Consider the following 21,034-nt stretch of genomic DNA (forward strand, 5'->3'; position numbering starts at 1 on the left):
GCCAGATAAGCGAAATTATGTCCAGCGCAACGCTCAAACTAATCGCAAATCGCAAGCGTTTACGCGGCTTGCCAGCCTACTCTGAAGGCGAACTTCTCATAACTGGGGTCTTTGCATAACGCTGCGTTGTGGGCCCACCAGTTGCGCCCATATTGACATTGAGGTTCAGACTGACGCCCGTTACTCATTGCTCGTTGACTACTGGCCGTTGGAGCTGTTGCCTCATATACACCTCGCACTGAAGGTGAATATTGCTTGGCAAATGAGTTAGTCACTTTCTACGCAGCAAGTTGAACGCCACAGCGATTACATTCTTTTCAATCAACGTCATCGCTATATTGTTAATAGCTACTTACGCTTATTGCACAAGGCATATAGGCTAAAAATGCTTATAGGATTTTTATCGATCCACCCAGGCACATTCGCAGGTGAAGTGCCTTAGAAACTGTGGCTGTTTGGTAATTTTCACACCACGAATGCTGGCAGCTTTTTGCTTGACCTCGTCAATTACCTCGGCCGCGTAATCAAAGTGGCTTTGTGTGTACATGCGCCGCGGAAAGGCCAGGCGCACCAGTTCCATGTTGTGATAAGTCTCGGTGCCATCAGGCAAACGCTTGCCAAACATTACCGAGCCAATTTCAACGCCGCGAATGCCGCCCTCCAGGTACAGCGCGTTGCACAGCGCCCAAGCGGGATAGTGGGCCACCGGCATGTCGGGCAGAACGGTGCGCGCGTCGATGTACACGGCGTGGCCGCCAGTCGGTTTGACGAATCCCACACCCGCGACCTCCAACCGTTCACCCAAATACTCTGCCGTGCGCAAGCGGTAGCGCAGGTAGTCTTCCTGCATGCCCTCTTCCAGCCCCACAGCCAGTGCCTCCAGGTCGCGTCCGGCCAAGCCGCCGTAAGTGGGGAAACCCTCAGTCATGATCAGCACATTGCGCACGGCATCCATCCATTCCTCGCTGCGCAGCACGATGAAGCCGCCGATGTTGACCATGCCGTCTTTTTTGGCGCTCATGGTGGCGCCATCGGCGTAACTGAACATCTCCTGCACGATTTGCTTGATGGATGTGTTCTCGTAGCCCGGTTCACGCATCTTGATGAACATGGCGTTTTCAGAGAAGCGGCACACGTCCATGATCAGCGGTTTGCCGTGCGCTTTGAGCAACTTGGCATAGGCGCGAATGTTGGCCATTGACACCGGCTGGCCGCCACCGGTGTTGTTGGTGACGGTGATCATGCCAAAGGGAATGCGCTCGCCCTGCGCTTTCAACAGGGCTTCTACGCGCGCCAGATCAATGTTGCCTTTAAATGGGTAAATCAGTGCGGGTTGTAAACCTTCCGGTATGACCAGATCCACCGCCTCAATACCCAGAAACTCCAGGTTGGCTCGGGTGGTGTCAAAGTGCGAGTTATTGGGCACAACGTCGCCCTTTTTGCACACTGCGGTAAACAGCACTTTTTCAGCGGCGCGACCCTGGTGCGTTGGCACAAAGTACTGCATGCCGGTGATGTCCTGAATCACTTTTTCAAGCCGGTAAAAGCTGCGGGCGCCGGCATAGCTCTCGTCACCTTCCATGATGGCGCCCCACTGTTTTGAAGACATGGCGCCGGTGCCGGAGTCGGTCAACCAGTCAATCAACACATCTTCGGCGCGCAGCTTGAAGACGTTGAGTTTGGCAGCCTCAAGCAGTTGTACACGCTCCTCTCGCGTGGTCATGCGAATGGGTTCAATGCTCTTGATGCGAAACGGTTCAATCAGGGTTTTGGGCATGGTGTGATCTGTAAAATTTGAAGTGGGCGCAAAGGTAGCACTGCAAAACAGGTCGTGGTGTCGGGTATTTCCAACACCTCAAAAAAGTGTGTACGCTTCACGATACGCGCCCAAGCTCTTTATCGCCACCAAAGCCATGCCCATTCGTTTGTTGATCACCGCTGCCCTGCTTTGCCTGTGCCATATTGCCACTGCAACACCTGTTTTTGAAGACAGCATGGCACAACGCACCAAGGCCTGCACCGGCTGCCACGGAAACCAAGGCCGCGCCGGGCCTGACGGCTATTACCCGCGACTGGCTGGCAAACCCGCCGGCTATTTGTACAACCAGTTGCTCAACATCCGTGACGGCAGGCGTCATTACCGGCCCATGGCCAGCCTGCTGGAGCCTTTGTCGGACGCCTATTTGCTGGAAATGGCGCAGTATTTTTCAGCGCTCAATGCGCCCTACCCAGCGCCTGCAACCAGCACAGCCACAAAAGCTGTCATGGCGCGCGGCCAAGCGCTGATCACCTTGGGCGACCCGAGTCGTGACATTCCACCTTGCCAGCAATGTCACGGCGAAGCGCTCACTGGCACCGCGCCGCATGTGCCCGGCTTGCTAGGCTTGCCACGTGACTACCTGAACGCTCAGCTCGGTGGCTGGCGCACCGGCCAGCGTCGCGCCCAGTCGCCTGACTGCATGAGCCACATTGCCAGCCGCCTGAGCAACGACGACGTGGCCGCAGTGACGCACTGGCTGGCGGCGCAGCCCCTGCCCGCCAACACCAAGCCACAAGCCCACATGCCACCCTGGCCTGCGGGCATCAAGGAAATGACCTGTGGCGGCACCCCAGTCAGGGCCGCTGCAACACCCAAGGCAGCCGCAGCGTCCAGCCCATTGACACCACTTGCCACACAAGGCGCTTACCTGGTCCGCGTGGGCAATTGCCAAACCTGCCACACCATCCCCGGTGGCGTGCCTTACGCTGGTGGCCGCGCGATTGACACGCCGTTTGGCACCACGTTTTCCAGCAACCTCACCGCCGACAAGGCCACCGGGCTGGGCAATTGGGGCAAGGATGATTTTTGGCAGGCCTTGCACCACGGCAAGTCGCGTGATGGTCGCCTGCTCAGCCCGGCGTTTCCCTACACCGAGTACAGCCGCGTCACCCGTGCCGACTCAGACGCCATGTTTGCTTACCTTCAGACCTTGCCACCGGCCAGCGCCCCGAACCGTCCTCATGAAATGCGCTGGCCACTTAATACGCAGGCCGCATTGCTGGCATGGCGCACGCTCTATTTCAGTCCACAAGTAGATGTACCTGATGCCACGCAGTCTGCCCAGTGGAATCGGGGCGCCTATTTGGTTAATGGCCTGGGGCATTGCGGCACCTGCCACACCCCGCGCAACGCCACGGGCGCCAGCGAAACCGGCAATACCTTGGGCGGTGGTCTGATACCGGTGCAAAATTGGTACGCACCCTCGTTGCTTTCAGCCGTTGCGGGCGGTGTTGATGCTCAAAACCAGGCCGACCTGCTGAAACTTCTCAAAACTGGCGCGGCAGACCACAGCACAGCCAACGGCCCCATGGCGCTGGTGGTGCAAGGCAGCACCCAGTACATGACAGACGCCGACCTTCAAGCCATGGTGGTTTACTTGAAGTCAGTGGCCATTGCTGCACCCGCACAAGCGACAGAAAAAACGACAGCACCGCTGCCCGGCGCATTTGAATCAGGCCAAACCCTGTACGCCACCCATTGCGCCGACTGCCATGGCCGTAACGGCCAAGGTGTCAGCGGCACCTACCCCGCCCTGGCGGGAAACCGTGCCGTGTTAATGAGCAACAGCAGCAACCTGATTCAGACCGTTTTGCATGGTGGTTTTGCACCGGTTACTGCGGCCAACCCACGACCTTTTGGCATGCCGCCCTTTGTGCTCGAACTGGGCGACCAGGACATTGCGCAGGTTCTGAGCTTCGTGCGTAATGCCTGGGGCAACCGGGCCCATGCCGTGACCGAGCAAGAGGTTAATCGCCTGCGGGACCGGCAAACACATTGACCAGCCTGACCACAAAAAAAGCGCCAACGCAACGATAATTGCATGGTTCCAAATTAACGACAGCTAACTTAACCCCCCAGGAGAACAGACATGGCAAAAGGTCAACAAACCAACAAGATGGTCAAAAAACCAAAGAAGGACACATCGCCTCCCAAACCGGTGTCAGCTGATGCGGTACGACCAACCGTCACCACCGTGGTTCCAGTGCGCGGCAAGCTGAAAAACGCACCACGCTGAGCCCATGAATGCGGCAACGGCCGAACCACCGCTTGCGGCATTTCCCGCATGATTCGGCCTTTTCCGCGCCCCCGTAAACAGCCGTCTGCCACACCACTCAAGCGCTTGGGTGGGCCTAGCAGGCGTGCTCCTGGTTTGGCCGACAAGTTCTCGAACGCCCGCTTGGTAGACAACCTGCGCCAGTACCACGCCGAGCTCGAAATTCAAAACAAGGCGCTGCGCTTCAGCCAGGCCGAGGCAGAGGGCGCGTCCGAGCGTTTTGTCACCTTGTTTTCTCATGTGCCGCTGGCGCTCATGGTGGTAGAAGAAACCGGTCAGGTGCTGGAAACAAACGGACGAGCCTTGGACTTGTTTCGCCCGCTTGAGCGCGACCCGCCCCTGAGCTTTTTGTACCCACTGGTGAAACCGGAAGGCCGCGACCGCGTGCGGCTGGGTTTTTTGCTGGCCAAGGAGCAAGGCTCCTACGAACTCGACGAGCTTGAATTTTCAGGTGGTTCAAATGGCGCTTTCACAGGCGACCTATACATCGCACACATCGATGACCCGCTCAGCGACCTGCCGCGATTCATTTGCGCCATCATTGACCAAGGCCCGCTGCTAGCGCAACGACACGCGCTGCAACTCAGCACCCAGGCGCTGCAGGCGGGCAATGAGCAACTTCTGCAAAGCAAAACCAGGCTGGCCGCCATCATCAACTCGTCGCTCGACGCGATTTTGTGCGTTGACAAAAACCATCAGGTCATTGTCTTCAACCCCACAGCCGCCACCGTGTTTCAGTGCAGCACCGAACAGGCGCTGGGGCGTCCACTGACTGATTTTTTGCCCGACGCCGCGTGTGCCCTGTCCTACGGCGACATCACCAGCCATGCGCAATTGGGTGAAATGATTGGACTGACCAGCTTGGGCGACAACGTCTCACTGGAGGTGAGCGTGTCGTTTGAGCACGACGACGATGGCGAGGTCATCACCTTGTTTGCCCGCGACCTGACCGCCCGAAAAAAGATGGAAGCACATCGCACAGTGCTTGAGTCGCAGCTGCGTGAGTCGCAAAAAATGCAGGCCATTGGCACCATGGCGGGTGGTATTGCGCATGATTTCAACAACATCATCAGTGCCATCCTGGGCAACGTGGCCCTGGCTAGGCTTGATGCCGGCCCAGAAGGTGGCGTGGCCACCAGCTTGGTCGAAATTGACAAGGCCGGGCGACGTGCGCGTGACCTGGTGCGTCAAATCTTGACCTTCAGCCGCAACGAGCCCCCCCACCGTGCGCCGCTGCAATTGGCGGACGTCGTGCATGAAACCCTTCGACTGATCAAGGTCACCATGCCACCGCATGTCACGCTGCAGGCCAGTATTGATGAGACAACCCCGCCGGTGCTGGCAGACGCCACACAAATTGAGCAAGCGCTGCTCAATTTGTGCACCAACGCCATTCACGCCATGGCACAAACGCCCGGCACGCTGCGGGTTGAACTGGCCTACGCCCTGCGCACGCCTGATGACACCTTTGAGCGGCGGGGTGGCCTGAGGGGACAGCATGTCAAGATCACTGTGAGTGACACTGGCAGCGGCATGAGTGAAGCCACGCTTGAGCGCATTTTTGAGCCGTTTTTCACCACCAAGCCGGTTGGCCAGGGTACTGGGCTTGGTCTATCTGTGGTGCACGGCATCATGCGCGCGCACATGGGCAACGTGCAGGTGCAAAGCGCCCTCGGGCAAGGCAGCACCTTCACGCTGTATTTTCCAGTGTCTGATGCCGCCATCGAACCCGCAGGCGCAGCACCCACTGAAACTGTCGCCGAGATGGGGGCGGGTCAATGTGTGATGTATGTCGATGACGACGAAGCGCTGGTTTTTTTGGTCAAGCGCTTGCTCACTCGCCGGGGTTACCGGGTCATCACCTTCACCGATCCGCAGCAAGCTCTTGCCATGCTGCGTCAAAACCATGCGGCGTGCGACCTGCTGGTCACCGACTACAACATGCCTGGTTTCAGCGGTGTGGATTTGTTGCGTGAGGTCAAGACGCTGCTGCCCGGACTTCCGGTAGCCCTGGCATCAGGCTATGTGACGCCCGACATTGAGCGCGACGCGCTGGCAGCCGGTGCAAGGGCCTTGATTCACAAGCCCAATGACGTCGACGAACTCTGTGCCACCGTGCAAAAACTGCTCACCGAGACACCCCGACTTGAGTGAGCTCGCCGTTGTTTTTGTGGACGACACCCTGTTGGTGCTGGACAAGCCTGCCGGCCTGTTGAGCGTCCCGGGTCGTGGCGAGGACAAACAAGACTGCCTGAGCCGCCGCGCCCAGCAACATTTTCCCGATGCGCTAGTGGTGCACCGGCTTGACATGGCCACTTCAGGCCTGCTGGTGATGGCGCGTGGCACCGCAGCGCAGCGCAGCCTGAACGATGCTTTTGCCGCACGCAGTGTCCAAAAACGCTACGAAGCGGTGGTCGAAGGCGTGATGGACACCACGGACGACGCCTCGCAGCTGATCGATTTGCCGATTTTTCTGGACTGGCCGAATCGTCCCAAACGCATCATTGATTCGCAGCATGGCAAGCCCAGCACCACCCGCTGGCAAGTGCTCGCCACAAACCCAATCAACGGCACCTCACGCGTGGCCCTAGAGCCCATCACGGGCAGGTCGCACCAACTCAGGGTGCACCTGCAGGCCATTGGCCACGCCATTCTGGGCGACCAGCTTTATGCTTCGCCCGAGGTTGCGGCCAGATGCAACCGGCTGCTGCTGCACGCCTGCGCGCTTGAACTTACGCATCCAGCGGACCTTCGCCCCATGCATTTCGTCAGCCCCACTCCCTTTTAACCCATGTATTCCTGGACGTAAACCTATGGCAAAGCACCTCTACATCCTCACCGGCGCATCGCGTGGCATGGGGCTTGCCATGGCTGAGCAATTGCTGGCGCCTCATCATCAACTGCTGTGCATCTCGCGCCACGCAAATCTGGCCTTGGCCAGTCTGGCTAACGAAAAGGCTTGCCTGATCGAGCAATGGTCATGTGACCTGGCAGACGCCCAGCCTGTGGCGAGCCAACTTATGCATTGGCTCAATGCCCTCGCGCCCGATTCGCTCAAAAGCGCCACCTTGATCAACAACGCAGGCATGATCCCGGCCATTGCCCCCTTGAGTGCCTCTAACCCGCTGGAATTGGCACGTGCTTTGCGGGTCGGCCTGGAAGCACCCATGCTGCTGAGCGCAGCCTTTTTGAAGGCCACACTAGCCCTGCCCACGCCACGAAAAGTACTCAACATTTCATCGGGCTTGGGCCGCCGGCCCATGGCGTCGCAGGCAGCTTATTGCGCTGCCAAAGCTGGCATGGACCATTTCACGCGTTGTTTGGCATTGGATGAGGCGCGCTTGGCCAACGGCGCAAAGGTTTGCTCACTGGCACCAGGTGTCATCGACACCAACATGCAAACCCAATTGCGCGGCGCCAGCCCGGATACGTTTCCAGACCAGGCAGGTTTTGCCCAATTGAAACAATCGGGCCAGCTCACCTCCGCCAGCGACGCCGCAAAACGTGTGCTGGTATGGTTGCAACGCCCAGACTTTGGCCAGCAGGCTGTGGCTGATGTACGCGATGCCAGCTAGACCTTGCAAACCCAAGGTGTGCGGGCAAAGCGTCCGGATTCAGTCAGAAAACAGCGCTAAGATGGCGCCGTAATTATTTATTAACCCCAAAGAGGAGACTTGAAATGACCCGTGAAGTTGTGATTGTGAGCGGTGCCCGTTCCGCCATTGGTACCTATGGCGGCAGCCTCAAAGACATTGCCCCGACCGAATTGGCCGGCCAGATCGTGCGCGAAGTGTTAACCCGCGCCCAGGTCAAAGGTGACGAGGTAGGCCACGTGGTGTTTGGCCATGTGGTCAACACCGAACCCAAAGACATGTATTTGTCACGCGTAGCCGCCATCAACGGCGGTTGTGCTGAAGGTGTGCCAGCTTACAACGTGAACCGCTTGTGCGGCTCAGGCCTGCAGGCCATCGTCAACGCAAGCCAATCCATCTTGCTGGGCGACTGCGACATCGCCATTGGCGGCGGCGCCGAAGGCATGAGCCGCGCACCCTATGCCAGCCTGAACATGCGCTGGGGCGCACGCATGGGTGACACCAAGATGGTTGACATGGTGGTGGGTGCCTTGCATGACCCGTTTCACACCATCCACATGGGTGTCACCGCCGAAAACATTGCCGCCAAGTGGGGGATCAGCCGTGAAGACCAAGACACACTGGCCGTAGAAAGTCACAACCGTGCACAACGTGCCATTGAGGGCGGCTATTTCAAAAGCCAGATCATGCCCGTCACTCTGAAGAGCCGCAAAGGCGACGTGGTGTTTGACACCGACGAGCATTTCCGCCCGAATTGCACCATGGCCGACATGGCCAAGTTAAAGCCTGCTTTCCTGAAAGAAAACGGCACCGTCACCGCCGGCAATGCCTCTGGCATCAACGACGCGGCGGCTGCAGTAGTGTTGATGGAAGCTGGCACGGCCAAAGCGCGCGGCCTCAAACCACTGGCACGTCTGGTGGCTTACGCTCACGCAGGTGTGGACCCCAAATACATGGGCATCGGCCCTGTGCCTGCCACCCAAATGGCCCTGAAAAAGGCAGGTTTGACGATTGCTGACCTGGACGTGATTGAAGCCAACGAGGCCTTTGCTGCACAAGCTTGCGCCGTCAGCCGCGACCTCGGGCTAGACCCTGCCAAGGTCAACCCCAATGGCTCAGGCATTTCGCTGGGTCACCCGATTGGCGCAACTGGAGCGCTGATCACTGTCAAGGCGCTGTATGAGCTGGAACGCATTGGCGGTCGTTATGCGCTGGTCACCATGTGCATTGGCGGCGGCCAAGGCATTGCCGCTATTTTTGAGCGCGTCGCTTAAGCCATAAACTGGCAGCCCGACTGCGGCAGGGCAACCCACCATGGCATCTACCCGACACTGGAATCTGGGCGCCAAGCTGCTGATGGTGGGTGCGCCGTTTCTGCTGCTGGTGTTCATCGCCACAGCAGCCACACTGTGGGTGTCGTGGCAGCTCGATGGTGGTGCGGCAGCCGTCAATGAAGCCGGTCGGATGCGCATGCAGTCCTACCGCATGTCGCTGTCTATCGGCACCGGTGAGGTCGACCAGTTGCCAGGCCAGGCGGCTGAATTCGACCGCAGCCTTGCCACCTTGAAATTAGGTGATCCAGAACGTCCCCTGTTTGTACCTTGGGACGATGACACCACCCAGCGCTTTGCCGTGGTTGAGGCCGACTGGGCGCGTTACCAAGCCCAATGGATTCATGCCAAACCGACAGTTTTTGGCGAGCTGCGCGCAGACACCGTGGCCTTTGCCTCCGACATCGATGCGTTTGTGAACAGCATCGAGGTGCACATCGCCCAATGGACCGCACTGCTCCATTTGCTGCAAATGAGCATGCTGGCCTGTGTCATCGTGGGCGCTACCGTGCTGTTGTACACCGGTTACCTGTTTGTATTGGAGCCCGTAGGACAACTCAAACAAGCCATTGAAAGAATCCAGCTCGGTGATTTTGATGCACGGGTCGAGCGCGTATCAAGCGACGAATTTGGAACCCTTGCCGATGGTTTTAATGGCATGGCCGAGCACCTGCAGTCCATGTACAAAAACCTCGAAGGCAAGGTTGCCGAGAAGACCAGTTTGTTGCAAGAGAAGTCCGAGCGGCTTGAGAGCCTTTACGCCGTCACCAACCTGGTGGCACAAGCCACCTCGCTGGATGCCTTGGCGCAAGACTTCACCAAAAACATCGCCAAGATTTCGCATGCCGACGGCGTGGCCCTACGTTGGTCCAGCCAAGGCGGCCAGCGCCATCTGATGCTGGCCGCGCACGGACTGCCTGCCGCCATGGTGGATGCCGAGCAGTGCCTGTACGCTGGCGACTGCCATTGCGGTGCTGCCGTGGGTAGCACACTTAACGTGATCCCAATCCGGGACGCTACGCCCGCCCCCATGTCGCATTGCGCCCAGGCCGGGTTTGAAACTGTGATCACCATCCCCGTGCGGCTGCACGATAGAGTGATGGGAGAGGTCGACCTGTTTTTTCATGCCCGCATCAACCCTAGCCCTTCAGAGCGATCATTGTTGGAGGCCCTGAGCAGTCACTTGGCCAGTGGTATGGAAAACTTGCGTCTGAACTCGCTTGAAAAAGAAGCTGCGGTGTCTCAAGAACGTCACCTTTTGGCGCGCGAACTGCATGACTCAATTGCACAGTCTCTGGCGTTTTTAAAAATACAAGTGCAGTTGATGCGTGATGCCATCAAAACCTGCAACGAGCCCGATGTTGCCAAAATTCTGGAAGAAATCGATGTGGGCGTGAAAGAAAGTTATGGTGATGTGCGGGAATTGCTGTTGCACTTTAGAACGCGTGCCAACACCGAAGACATTGAGCCGGCGCTGGCCACCACGCTGCAAAAATTCGAGCACCAAAGCGGCATCAAGACGACCCTAACGATCCAGGGACAGGGCTTGCCACTGACGCCCGACGTGCAGATTCAGGTGCTGCACATCATTCAGGAAGCCTTGTCCAACGTGCGCAAGCACGCCCATGCCTCACAAGCCTGGTTAGATGTCCAGCAGCAACCAGCATGGCGGCTAGAGGTGCGCGACGATGGCATCGGTTTCAACCCCGAAACTGACCAATACGACGAGACCCATGTCGGAATGCGCATCATGACCGAGCGTGCCCAACGCATTGGCGCCACCATTGAAGTGGTGTCAACACCGTCACGCGGCAGCTCGGTGATACTCACCCTGCCCACGCCGTCGCACCCCAGCACCACAAGCGCCGCGCGCATCGACAACCCACAAGCTGCTTGACATCTACAACTTTCAACAAATGCCAATGACCTCACCAGACACCACGCCGATTCGACTTCTGGTGGTTGATGACCATACGCTGTTTCGTCGCGGCTTGATCGCGCTTCTGGCACGTGACACAGATCTGGTGGTGGTGGGCGATGCGGCTGATGCCGGCCAGGCCTTGCGCAAAGCCCAAGAACTGCAGCCGGATGTCATCTTGCTGGACAACCATCTTCCTGGTGTCAACGGGGTAGATGCGTTGCCCGCGTTATTGGAGGCTGCACCCAGCACCTGTATCTTGATGCTGACCGTGAGTGAGGATGAGAACGACCTGGCAGCCGCCCTGCATGGCGGCGCCAGCGGCTATTTACTCAAGACCATGGAAGGCGACGACCTGACCGCTGCGGTGCACCGAGCCTTTCAAGGCGATAGCATCATTGCGCCTGAAATGATGGGCAAGTTGGTTGCTGCCTACAGGAGCTCAGCCCTGAAGTCAGTGCCCGGCAAGGACACAGGGCCAGGCGCGTCAGCCCACAAAACTGTGACGCCCGCAGCGCAAGCAGTCGCCAGCCTGTCCCCACGTGAGCTTGACATATTGCGCGGCATTACCCGCGGCGCCAGCAACAAGGAAATCGCTCGCGAACATGGCATTGTGGAAACCACCGTCAAAATTCATGTGCAACACATTTTGCGCAAACTCGGCGTCAGTTCCCGAGTCCATGCTGCGGTGATCGCCTCGGAGCACGGGCTGCTTTAAGTGGCGCAAGGCCACCAAAACTGGCAAAACATGCCGACGTAGGTCACAGCGAGGGTTTACCGATGACGGCTCTTACCGTCGAGCTTGGCAGACCAGGAACCAGTGGCATGCGTCGCAACACGAGCAAGTTACCACTGCTTGCAACCGGTGCCACCAGATCCGCCAGCGTGACACCATCCAGCACGGCCAAGTATCTCTCTGTGGCCTGATTCAGCACACCTTTAAGCCGGCAGTGTGTGCTGATGCGGCATTGGTTTTGTGCCGCATCAAAACATTCCACCATCGCAAAATCGGTCTCGGTGGCACGCACGATCTCACCCAAAGAGATTTCTTTGGCGTTGACTAACAAGCGCATGCCGCCACCGCGCCCCCGTGTGGTTTCCAGCCAGCCGCGCGCGGCCAGTTCCTGCACGATCTTGGTCAGGTGGCTGCGTGAAATGCCGTGGCTATCGGCAATTTCGGTGATCGTCACCGGCTCGGTGCGCTCCAGACTGGAAGCACAGTACATCAGCACACGCAGGGTGTAGTCAGTCCATTGGGTCAGGCGCATAGGTTAAAACAGAAAATTTAAGGTGCATTCAGGATAACTATTATCAGGATAAAATAACATTCATACAATGTTCACCTTTAAAGCGCCGATGTACCCTTCATGAAAAAGTCGTCCAACGCCAAAGTCATTCCGATCCAACTGGTTTCCACGCAAACAAGCGCAGCAAGCAGTTCAGATGATTTGGTTTCGCTCTACCAGGACCAGGACAAAATTTATTCACGCTCGGTGCGTGGCGTGTTTGCTCGCTTGCGGTGGGTCATGGTGTGGGTGACACAACTGGTTTTTTACGGCATACCGTGGCTACAGTGGAATGATCGGCAGGCGGTCTTATTTGACTTCTCAGGCAGCCGGTTTTTCATCTTTGATCTGGTGCTACATCCGCAAGACCTGATCTATCTGGCGGTTTTGCTGGTGCTTGCAGCCCTGACATTGTTTTTCTTTACCGCCGTGGCAGGCCGATTGTGGTGCGGCTACGCATGCCCACAAACGGTTTACACCGAAATTTTTCTGTGGCTGGAGCGCATCACCGAAGGCGACCGGCTGGCACGTATGCGACTGGATAAGGCGCCTTGGGGAACAAAGAAGATTTTCCAAAAAAGCGCCAAACAACTCTTGTGGATCAGTTTGAGTTTGTTCACCGGTTTTACTTTTGTCGGCTATTTCACACCCATTCACAATTTGGCGAGCGAACTCATCTCCCTGTCCTTGTCGCCATGGGAATGGTTTTGGGTGTTGTTTTATGGCTTTGCCACTTACGGCAACGCCGGTTACTTGCGTGAGCAAATCTGCAAGCAGATGTGCCCCTACGCCCGCATTCAAAGCGCCCTGACCGACATGGATTCAATGGTTATTGCCTACGACACTGCGCGCGGTGAGTCCAGGGGCTCGCGCGCACGCACCGCCGACACAAAGGCCTTGGGTTTGGGCGACTGCATTGACTGCACGCTGTGTGTGCAGGTTTGCCCCACCGGCATTGATATCCGCAACGGCTTGCAAAACGAATGTATTGCGTGCGCTGCATGTATTGATGTCTGCGACGAGGTGATGGAAAAAATGAATTACCCCAAAGGACTGATTCGCTATTCGTCCGGCAAGGGCATGGCCGACAAGTTGACGCCAAAACAGATGGTAAAACGGGTGTGGCGCCCACGCGTGTGGGCCTACGGTTTGCTGTTTCTGGTGGCCCTTTCCCTCTTTGTTGGCGGCTTGGCCACGCGCAAGGGGTTTGCGGTGGACATCATCAAGGACCGTGGCACGATGGCCCGCGAAGCGGGCAATGGAGACATCGAAAACCTTTACCGCCTGCAAGTCATGAACACCACTGAAACCCCGCAAACCTATCACGCCAGCGTGCAGGGTATGGCGGGCCTGAAAATGGCAACCGATCCGACCTTAAGCGTACCCGCCGCAGGTATTGGGTCATTGACCATCCGGCTGACTTTGCCAGCTGGCGCTGCACAAACGCACCGGGGCAAAGCCAGCCCGATCATGTTCAGGGTTGACGCCCAGAACGATGGGGAAGTTGTGTCGGTAGAAGAAAAGTCCACATTTGTGGTGCCACGCTAAGCCTGCAAACCGACCCGAGTCATGGCTAAAAAATTCCCGATTCATCCCGCAAACCCTGAACGCATCTGCTGGGGTTGTGACCAATTTTGTGCCACCGATGCCATGGCATGCACCAACGAGCGCTCACCACATCCCGCAGAGCTTTTTGGTGACGACTGGCTGACCTGGGGCGACCAGCAATTGGCACCAGTCGACACACCCAGCGCCCCAACCGCCCTCCCAGATACCAACCCAGGAAAGTAAGCATGTCATTACCCATCTTCGGCCAAACGCAGGCCACTCCAGCGCCCTACGGCATGCCGTGGTTACGACTGGCCTTTCGCCCGTTTTATCTTGGCGCTGCGCTGCTTGGTACGCTGATCGTGCCGCTTTGGGTGGCCGTCTTTCTTGGCGCCATCAGCTGGGCACCCACGCCGCCGGCACTGCTCTGGCATGCGCATGAAATGTTGTTTGGGTTTGCCATCGCGGTCATCGTGGGCTTCTTGATGACAGCCGGCAAAACCTGGACGGGTCTGGCAACCCCGCGCGGCCCGGCCTTGGGTTTTTTGATTTTGCTCTGGCTCAGTGCCCGCGTGGCCTCGCTGGTGGCGCCGTATGCGGTTTTTGCAGTGCTGGATCTGGCGCTGTTACCCATTGTGGGGCTCATTTTTTTGCGTTTACTGATGCGCTCAAAAAATTGGCGCAACGTCCCTCTGGCGCTTATTCTGTTGCTGCTTTCCCTGGTCAATCTGACCTTCCATTTGTCTGCAACTGGCACCATCGACCTTGCACCGATGAACAGTTTATACGCAGGACTGGGCTTCATCGTGATGATTGAATGCGTGATGGCCGGGCGCGTGGTGCCATTTTTTACCGCCACCGCACTGGGCATCAAGATTGAACCCATTGTTTGGCTGGAACGCAGTGCCTTGGCCGCTACGGCCGTTGGTTTGGTGTTGTGGGTGGCAGGTTGGCACAGCGGCCTGGCGGCGGCAGCATTGGCCCTGGCCAGCGCACTTAACTTGAGCCGCCAGCTGCGCTGGAAGCCGCTGGCCACGCTGAGCCGCCCGATTGTCTGGATTCTGCACTTTTCATATCTTTGGCTGTCACTTGGGCTGGCGATGCTTGCCATGGCGCAAATAGGTTGGATCACCACCTCGCTGGGTGTGCATGCGCTGGCGGTGGGTGCCACCGGTGGCTTGATCATCGGCATGATGACACGCACGTCACGCGGCCACACCGGGCGCCCCCTGCAAGTCGACGCACTGGAAACGGCCGCTTACCTGCTGGTCATGCTGGCCGCTGTGCTGCGGGTGTTGTTGCCCATGCTGATGCCAGCGTGGTACAGCTATGCCCTGATGGCATCGGCGTCTGCTTGGAGTGCGGCGTTTCTGATCTTCATGTGGCGCTACACCCCCTGGCTGTTGCTGGCGCGCAGGGATGGCAAAGACGGCTAAGTTGTGTCAGCAGGCTGGTGGGCTTGTGGTTCACCGCGAACCCAGCCAGTACGCCAGCAGAATCATGCTGACGACAAAGCCCAGCCAGCCCACCAGTAGATTGCGCCACAAGCTGGGCGCATGGCGCAATTCCATGAAGTCGTTGATGACCCAAAAGCCCTTGAAAAACGACACCACGAAGATGACGAACACAGGCACCATGCTGGCCTGGCCCACTTGGCCAGACTCGCCGAGCCAATAAGTGAGCCCGGTGGCCGCCAGCAACAGCAGCCAAAGGACGTTGGTTGAAAATTTCAGCATGGATCTGGCGCTTCAGCGCATCACGTAAATCAACGGGAACAACACAATCCACAGCAAATCCACCATGTGCCAAAAGGCGGCACCGGTCTCAAGCGCATGAGCGTCGTGGCTGCCGTAGCGTCCGGCACGGGTCTTGACCAGCAGGATCGTCAAAAAAATCATGGCCGCCAGCACATGGAAAAAGTGGAACCCGGTCAACAAAATGTAGAACATGTAAAAGGTGTTGGTCGACAAATCGATGCCCGCCTGCGCCTTGGCTGAAAATTCCATCAGCTTGATGGCTACAAAACCACCGCCGCAGACCAGGGCCGCCAACAGCCAGCGTGCACCTGCTTTCGATGCATCCTGCTTGACGGCCTGCACGGCACGCACCACACACCAGCTCCCGGTGATCAACAAGGCCGTGTTGATGGCGCCAGAATTCAAATCGAGCGTGCGCTGAGACGCATTGAACAGCGCCAAATCAAACGTGCGGGCAAAGGCATAAGACAAGAAAAGAATGCCAAACGCCAGCAATTCCGCCACGATGATGAGCCACACCGCCAGATCACCTGCCAGACGTGGGCTGTCAGCCACGGGCACATTCACCCTGTCCACAATCATCTCGTCAACCCTCTCTTTACCCATCTCGACCATCCGGCCGGGGTGTGCCAAACCAATAGCCATAACGCACCGCCCAGCCCACCATGGCCACACACCACGCGGCGACAGCAGCCAGCGTCAACGTCTGCGAATAGGCGTCGACCATGGCTGCGCTGACCCGCAACATCACCGCAGCCTGCAACACCCAGTAAAGCCACCAGACCATGTTGTCGGCTGATTCTTTGCGTCCGCCATGGCCACTGCTGATCCGCGTGACCATGGCATACATGGTGCACCCCATATAACCCATGGCCATGGCATGCAAAGGTGCCAGGCCCAGCGACGCGATATCGCCGCTGGTGGCCATTAACGCGTGCGACACAGCATTGAGCCCCAGTGCCATACCCAGCCACACAAAACCACCGTGCAACATGGCCAACAGACGAATCTTCAGGCTTTGAATGAAACCCCAACGCGCCGCCAAGCCCAGCATCAGCACTGCCAGCGGCGCCTCAACCCCAAACTCCAGCCAGCGCAGCGCCTGCGGCTGGGGCCACCACCACAGGTCGGCCACGCTGACTACCCCTTCAAACAACAGCGCACCGAGCATCACAGTCAACACCCAGTTGGGTCGCCAGGCATCGAGTCTTTCAATCAAACTGGCGCTAAAAAACGGAACCATGCGGTGTGACGCCACCGCGAATACTGGCGCCAAAAACCACCAGATTCCCATTTGGATGCCGGTGCGCAGCAGCGGCGTTGAATTGCGCGCCAGTGACACAGCCAGCCCAAACATCACCCCGACCCCCATCAGGCAAGCGACACTGACCAGTGCCGTGTGTGTCTTGTCACTCACCCGGCTGCACCACACCATGTGCGCAAACCTCAGGCTCAAAGCTGCCCAGCCCACGGCCACCAGCCCCATGCCCAAAGCGGCTATCTGCAATTGCCAATGCATTCCGATCCAAGCGACTGCCCAACCTGTCATCAAAGTGGCCAATGCGGGCAACAGACTGCGCGCACTGACTGCGGGAAGCTTGAGCCATTTGGGCCCCGCGGTGTACAAAAACCCGCAAAAAAACAGTGGCATGTACGCCAGGCTCATCACCAGCGCGTGGATCAAGGGTGCAGGAACGACCGGACTCGTCGGCCACTGCAAAGCGCGCGCCAACAACAGCCCCGCCCACCAGAGTGCGCACGTGCCCAGCATCACGGCCGCCATCAAGAACGCTAGTCGATGCGGTGCCAGCAACAGGTGGTGCAAGCGCCAGCGGTATGTCATACGTTCATCGTGTTACCGGCGTGACAACGTGGCCCATGCTTGGGTCAGTTGTCGCACCAGGTCTTGTGGGTGGCGCACCATGGCATAACCGTTCTGGCCAAACAGCATGGGCAGATAGTCGTGGGCTTTTTCGTCGATGGTGACGCAAAACGGGATCAAGCCTGCCGCATGTGCCTCGCGCACCGCCTGGCGCGTATCTTCCAGGCCGTAGCGTCCTTCGTAAACGTCCAGGTCATTGGGTTTGCCATCGGTGAGCAGCATCAGCAGGCGTTTGCGCTCGGGGCGATGAGCCAATTGGAGAGTGGCGTGGCGAATCGCAGCGCCCATACGGGTGTAATAACCGGGTTTGATGGCCCCAACACGGGCGCGACTGGCATCGCTCCAGCACTCATCAAAGGTTTTGATGTGCTGCATGCGCACATGCTGTCGGCGCACTGAGCTGAACCCCCAGATGGCGAACGGGTCACCGGCGGCGTGCAGCGCCTCGCCGAACACAAACAATGCATCGCGGATCACATCAATGACCCTCGCGTTCGCCGTGGCGAAGGCATCAGTGGACAAGGACAGGTCGGCCAGCAACAGCGTGGCCAGACTGCGGTCAAGCCGGGCCCGGCGTGTGTAGACGGGTGGTGTGTCGCTGTAAGGCGTGGCAGTGTCCAGCTGGTCGGCGTGAAAACGCACCCAGGCATCCAGGTCAACATCATTCCCGCTGTCCTGGCCGTGCACGGCGCGTGGGGCATCGCGCAGGGTTTCCAGGCGTCGGCGCAGGCGTTTTGCTGTGAGACGCAAAGCCGCCGAAGGTGTGAAAGGCGCGCAATGTTGCGCCTGCATCACCTGCACCAGGCAATGGTCTGGCTGCAGCACGGCACGCCGATAGTCCCACTCAGGCAGAGCAATGCCGGGGCCTACGGGCGTGTCATCGGCGCTGCTGCTGGGCAAATCCAAATCAAATTTGACGCGCGAAGCCAGTGTTTGCCCATCAGGGGCAACCGACAGCTTGTCCATGTCGTTGGCTGCGTTCAGGGCGTTGCCGTCTTCGTCGTCGTCCGTACTTCGGTTGACGTGGACCATCTCGCTCCAGGACATCAGCGCTTCAGCGCGAAATGGCAACACCATGGGGTTGCGGCTTTGCTCGTGGGAGGTGGCCTGGGTGCGGCGGCGCTGCTGGTCCTTGAGCGCGGCTGGTTGCTGGCGCGCCTCTGCGGATTTGTGACTGGCCGGGCGATTTTCTGTGGCGGTAGCACTGGTGCTCAGCCACAACCAGACAGCGGCAACATCCTGAGGCTGACAGGCATGCCCCGCATTGCCCTGCCCCATTAAAGCCGCCTGCACGGCGGCTTCCGTTTGCGCCGCAATCCCGTGCAAATGAGCCGGATCGGGGCGTTGCGCCAAGTGGGCCAGCAACAGTGCCTGGTATCTTGTGACAAAGCCAGGAAACTGCGTCAGCGCCGTTTGACTTGCCATCAGGTTGTCGTTAACCCAGTCACCTCGATGGACAAAACACGCCGACAACATGGCCAGCCAAAGGTACAGGTCACGGTTGAGTTGCACATCGTCAAACACGGCCAGGGTGGCGGGGAGCGCCAACACATCCGGCTCCAACTGGGCCGTGTCAGCGCGTTGGCCGCTGCCCGCCAGCTTTTGCAACCAGTGCCGCTGACCGCCAACCGCCTGCATGGAGGCAGGGGTAAAACGCAACGCGGGTAGGCCGCCAGCAGCGCGAAAGAAGATACCAATGCACTTTTGCATGTCTTGCAATTGCACTGCCGCAGCCGGGTGATCCAGACGGGTCACCTTGGTGATGGCCTGGTGCCACCAGCGTCCGACCATCTCTTCCATCAGTGCCGCTCCTCGTGCGCTTGTTCTTGCTCGCGCTTGCGTTGGCGCAAGGTTTCACGCAGAGCCTCCACACCCACTTGCCATTCCAGCGTGGGTGTGCGCTGCTGCGCTTGCTGCGTGGCATCACACGCCGTCAAACACTGACCACACTGCACACATGAAAACATCATGCGCTTGATGTTGCGTGGGTTCAGGCGCATGGGGCAGGCGTTGTCACACGCAGAACCGCGCGGGGCATCGCAGGTTTTGCACTCACGGGCGCGCTCTCGGGCAAACGCCACCACCATGCCTTTGGGGTTGGCCATCCAGGCCAGGCTTTGGAACAGGCCAACAGCGCAGCCAAAGCGGCAAAACAAGTGGCGGGCAAAAGCAAATTCCAGCGTAAACACCGTGCTGGCAATCAGCAGAAATCGGGTTTGATTGGGCGTCAACGTGCCCTCCATCAAGCCACCCCAAATGACAGCGGGCGGCAGCAGGTAAGTGAGCAGCGTTATCGCCCAAAGAAAACCCATCAGGGCACAACTCAAACCAAACAGCGGCCACCAGCCTGAATGGGGGGCAGCGCCCGGTCTGGGTGTGGGGCTTTTGTCCCAAATGCTCAATTTGCCGCAAGCATGGTGCAACAGCTTGTTGAGCAACTCCACCATCGAAAAATGCGGACACAACCAGCCGCAATACAGCCGGCCATAACGGTAGGCCACACCCAGAAACACGGCCACGACCAGCAAGGCGGGCACAAAGGCGCGCCAAACCAGTTGCAGCGCGGCGTCCGTCGCGCTGATTTGCCCGTTGGCCAGGGCGTCAATGCCCAGCGACCAGCGTTGCCCAAAAAACCAGAGCTGGGTATCGGTCAAGTCAAAGCGCAACAGGTTGAGCGCCGGGGCCAACACAAACAGCGCAAAAAAACCAATTTGGGTGGCCAGCCGCCACTGCTGCAGTCGCGCTGGGGCGAGTTTGCTGGGCTTCGACTGTTTCATGCAATGGCCTGGAACGCGTCAGGCGGCATCGCCAAACAGCGCGCGCACCACTTCGGCCAGCGCCTGCGCCGTGGCCAGGTCGTCAGTGAGTGCGTCAATAATGGCGGCTTGGCAGGCAACCTGCAGCGGCAAACCCGACGCGATCAGCCTTCCTGCAGACACCAGTAAGCGTGTGCTGGCGGTTTCTTCCAGGTCATGCTCTGTCAGCGCGCGCAGGGCTTTGGCCAATTGCACCAACTGTTTGGCCTGCGCCTCGGAAATACCAGTTTCATTGCGCACAATCTCCAACTCAACCTGCGGGCTGGGGTAATTCATGCTCAGGCTGACAAAGCGCTGGCGGGTGCTGGGTTTGAGACCCTTAAGCAAGTTTTGATAGCCAGGGTTATACGAGATCACCAGCATGAATTCCGGCGGGGCTGCCAGCTCCTCGCCGGTACGCTCAATCGGCAAAATGCGCCGGTCATCGGCCAGTGGGTGCAACACCACCGTGGTGTCTTTTCGCGCCTCCACCACCTCGTCAAGGTAGCAAATGGCGCCCAGGCGCACAGCCCGGGCCAAGGGCCCGTCTGACCACTGCGTGCTTCCGTTGCCAATCAAAAAGCGCCCCACCAAGTCAGCCGCACTCAGGTCATCGTGGCATGACACGGTGACCAGCTGCCGATTCAGGCGTGCCGCCATGTGCTCGACAAAGCGGGTTTTGCCGCACCCCGTCGGGCCCTTGATGAGCAGCGGCAATTGTTTGCGCCAGGCATGTTCAAACAAGGTGCATTCACCTGCCTGCTCGGCATAAAAAGGAAGGGTTGACATATGCGCAGGCTCAGGCAGCCTTGACCCGGCGGTGCATCATG

Annotated in this window: 18 protein-coding genes and 2 pseudogenes; 11 read left to right on the forward strand and 9 right to left on the reverse strand. The window is 58.5% G+C overall.

Annotated elements, in window-relative coordinates:
* Positions 1-400: 400 nt before the first annotated feature.
* Positions 401-1,777, reverse strand: coding sequence for a tryptophanase (locus PHQ58_RS21505; RefSeq protein ID WP_300115508.1), 1,377 nt, complete (start codon positions 1,775-1,777; stop codon positions 401-403).
* A gap of 1,228 nt (positions 1,778-3,005) precedes the next feature.
* On the opposite strand from PHQ58_RS21505, the pseudogene PHQ58_RS23710 reads away from it, so the two are divergent.
* Positions 3,006-3,740 (forward strand): annotated as a pseudogene (locus PHQ58_RS23710) (cytochrome c); the annotation flags it as partial.
* Between the two features lie 2 nt (positions 3,741-3,742).
* On the opposite strand, the pseudogene PHQ58_RS23715 reads toward PHQ58_RS23710, so the two are convergent.
* Positions 3,743-3,862, reverse strand: a pseudogene (locus PHQ58_RS23715) (hypothetical protein); the annotation flags it as partial.
* 46 nt (positions 3,863-3,908) lie between these two features.
* Between PHQ58_RS23715 and PHQ58_RS21515 the strand changes: the two are divergent.
* From PHQ58_RS21515 to PHQ58_RS21545, 7 genes are all read left to right on the forward strand, one after another.
* Entirely contained in the window at positions 3,909-4,055 is a 147-nt protein-coding gene (locus PHQ58_RS21515) for a hypothetical protein (protein ID WP_300115514.1), read from the forward strand.
* Positions 4,056-4,103: 48 nt separating this feature from the next.
* The gene (locus PHQ58_RS21520; protein WP_300115516.1) at positions 4,104-6,248 is read left to right on the forward strand and encodes a PAS domain-containing sensor histidine kinase; all 2,145 of its coding nucleotides are present in this window, start codon (positions 4,104-4,106) and stop codon (positions 6,246-6,248) included.
* Positions 6,241-6,882, forward strand: coding sequence for a pseudouridine synthase (locus PHQ58_RS21525; protein ID WP_300115518.1), 642 nt, complete (start codon positions 6,241-6,243; stop codon positions 6,880-6,882). Before PHQ58_RS21520 ends, PHQ58_RS21525 begins: the two co-directional genes overlap by 8 nt.
* 25 nt (positions 6,883-6,907) lie before the next feature.
* Positions 6,908-7,669 carry an SDR family NAD(P)-dependent oxidoreductase gene (locus tag PHQ58_RS21530; protein ID WP_300115520.1) on the forward strand — a complete coding sequence of 254 codons (762 nt, stop codon included), beginning with the start codon at positions 6,908-6,910 and terminating at the stop codon, positions 7,667-7,669.
* A 104-nt stretch (positions 7,670-7,773) separates the two neighbouring features.
* On the forward strand, positions 7,774-8,961 hold the full coding sequence (gene bktB, locus PHQ58_RS21535; RefSeq protein ID WP_300115522.1) for a beta-ketothiolase BktB: 1,188 nt from the start codon (positions 7,774-7,776) through the stop codon (positions 8,959-8,961).
* A gap of 40 nt (positions 8,962-9,001) precedes the next feature.
* Positions 9,002-10,915 (forward strand): type IV pili methyl-accepting chemotaxis transducer N-terminal domain-containing protein, encoded by a 1,914-nt coding sequence (locus PHQ58_RS21540; protein WP_300115524.1) that lies wholly within the window; start codon positions 9,002-9,004, stop codon positions 10,913-10,915.
* Between the two features lie 25 nt (positions 10,916-10,940).
* Positions 10,941-11,654, forward strand: a complete 714-nt coding sequence (locus tag PHQ58_RS21545; protein WP_300115526.1) for a response regulator — start codon at positions 10,941-10,943, stop codon at positions 11,652-11,654.
* Between the two features lie 43 nt (positions 11,655-11,697).
* Here PHQ58_RS21545 and PHQ58_RS21550 read toward each other — a convergent pair whose 3' ends face one another.
* Complete coding sequence (locus PHQ58_RS21550; RefSeq protein ID WP_300115528.1) at positions 11,698-12,204, reverse strand: Rrf2 family transcriptional regulator; 507 nt, start codon at positions 12,202-12,204, stop codon at positions 11,698-11,700.
* Between the two features lie 99 nt (positions 12,205-12,303).
* On the opposite strand from PHQ58_RS21550, the gene ccoG reads away from it, so the two are divergent.
* Genes ccoG through PHQ58_RS21565 form a run of 3 tightly spaced genes read left to right on the forward strand, consistent with a single transcriptional unit; the run spans position 12,304 to position 15,206 of the window.
* Positions 12,304-13,770, forward strand: a complete 1,467-nt coding sequence (gene ccoG, locus PHQ58_RS21555) for a cytochrome c oxidase accessory protein CcoG (RefSeq protein WP_300115531.1) — start codon at positions 12,304-12,306, stop codon at positions 13,768-13,770.
* A 21-nt stretch (positions 13,771-13,791) separates the two neighbouring features.
* Positions 13,792-14,013 carry a DUF3079 domain-containing protein gene (locus PHQ58_RS21560; protein WP_300115533.1) on the forward strand — a complete coding sequence of 74 codons (222 nt, stop codon included), beginning with the start codon at positions 13,792-13,794 and terminating at the stop codon, positions 14,011-14,013.
* Positions 14,014-14,015: 2 nt separating this feature from the next.
* Entirely contained in the window at positions 14,016-15,206 is a 1,191-nt protein-coding gene (locus tag PHQ58_RS21565) for an NnrS family protein (protein ID WP_300115536.1), read from the forward strand.
* A 30-nt stretch (positions 15,207-15,236) separates the two neighbouring features.
* On the opposite strand, the gene PHQ58_RS21570 is transcribed toward PHQ58_RS21565, so the two are convergent.
* From PHQ58_RS21570 to PHQ58_RS21595, 6 genes are read right to left on the reverse strand one after another with little or no spacing between them, the layout of a single operon-like run.
* The gene (locus PHQ58_RS21570) at positions 15,237-15,506 is read right to left on the reverse strand and encodes a cytochrome C oxidase subunit IV family protein (RefSeq protein WP_300115539.1); all 270 of its coding nucleotides are present in this window, start codon (positions 15,504-15,506) and stop codon (positions 15,237-15,239) included.
* Positions 15,507-15,518: 12 nt separating this feature from the next.
* On the reverse strand, positions 15,519-16,172 hold the full coding sequence (locus tag PHQ58_RS21575) for a cytochrome c oxidase subunit 3 family protein (protein WP_300115541.1): 654 nt from the start codon (positions 16,170-16,172) through the stop codon (positions 15,519-15,521).
* On the reverse strand, positions 16,126-17,370 hold the full coding sequence (locus PHQ58_RS21580; RefSeq protein ID WP_300115544.1) for an NnrS family protein: 1,245 nt from the start codon (positions 17,368-17,370) through the stop codon (positions 16,126-16,128). Before PHQ58_RS21580 ends, PHQ58_RS21575 begins: the two co-directional genes overlap by 47 nt.
* A 12-nt stretch (positions 17,371-17,382) precedes the next feature.
* Complete coding sequence (locus PHQ58_RS21585) at positions 17,383-19,209, reverse strand: VWA domain-containing protein (RefSeq protein ID WP_300115546.1); 1,827 nt, start codon at positions 19,207-19,209, stop codon at positions 17,383-17,385.
* Positions 19,209-20,186 (reverse strand): 4Fe-4S binding protein, encoded by a 978-nt coding sequence (locus tag PHQ58_RS21590; protein ID WP_300115548.1) that lies wholly within the window; start codon positions 20,184-20,186, stop codon positions 19,209-19,211. The genes PHQ58_RS21585 and PHQ58_RS21590 overlap by 1 nt, the downstream gene beginning before the upstream one ends.
* 18 nt (positions 20,187-20,204) lie before the next feature.
* Complete coding sequence (locus PHQ58_RS21595) at positions 20,205-20,993, reverse strand: CbbQ/NirQ/NorQ/GpvN family protein (protein ID WP_300115550.1); 789 nt, start codon at positions 20,991-20,993, stop codon at positions 20,205-20,207.
* Positions 20,994-21,034 lie beyond the last annotated feature (41 nt).

Origin of the sequence: Rhodoferax sp. (genome assembly GCF_028688795.1) — a bacterium.
Classification (GTDB): Bacteria; Pseudomonadota; Gammaproteobacteria; order Burkholderiales; family Burkholderiaceae_C; genus Rhodoferax.